Below are 632 nucleotides of genomic sequence, written 5' to 3' on the forward strand. Positions count from 1 at the left end.
CTACAAGATGCACGAACTGGCGCTGCACGGCGYCGTCAAGGTYTCGCTCGACACGCTCGCSCGYCTCATCACGCGGCGCACCGAACCSCAYGTCAAGCTGCATTGAGGCGTTGCATGAGAGAACCGAAGACGCAGCCTGCCAATCGGTTGGCGGCTCGTGCGACTCCGTGAGCGGGTGAGGGCAAGGGATAAACGAAAGAGGCCACCATGAAAATTCTCGTCGCTACGATCAGGTGCTGGCCGACGCGGTCCTGCGCAGCTTGCGCGCCTCGGGCGCCGTAGTTGCTTACGTGGCCACCGGCTCGAAGGCCGATACGACGCTCATCACACATAGCGAATTCGACCTGCTGATCCTCGATCTCGGTCTGCCCACCATGGACGGCCTCGAGATCCTCAGGCGCCTGCGTGCCCGCCGGTCGCACCTACCGGTGCTTGCACTCACCGCGGCAGGCAACGTGGAGGAGCGCGTCAAGAGCCTGGACAACGGCGCCGACGACTGCATGGCCAAGCCCTTTAGCTTCGAGGAGCTCAAGGCGCGCGTACGCGCGCTCTTGCTGCGCGGCATGCGCATCGCCGGCAGCGCGATTAGGCATGGACCGCTGGTCTACGATTAGGCTATCGGTTCGAGATGC

The 632-nt window shown here is 63.9% G+C and carries 1 protein-coding gene; it reads left to right on the top strand.

Translation table 11 applies throughout. The annotated features are described in order from the left end of the window. The first annotated feature begins 233 nt into the window (after positions 1-233). The gene (locus ACXJ3V_RS20340; protein ID WP_457102171.1) at positions 234-614 is read left to right on the top strand and encodes a response regulator; all 381 of its coding nucleotides are present in this window, start codon (positions 234-236) and stop codon (positions 612-614) included. Positions 615-632: the final 18 nt, after the last annotated feature.

Source organism: Microbacterium sp. P5_E9, from assembly GCF_054049175.1.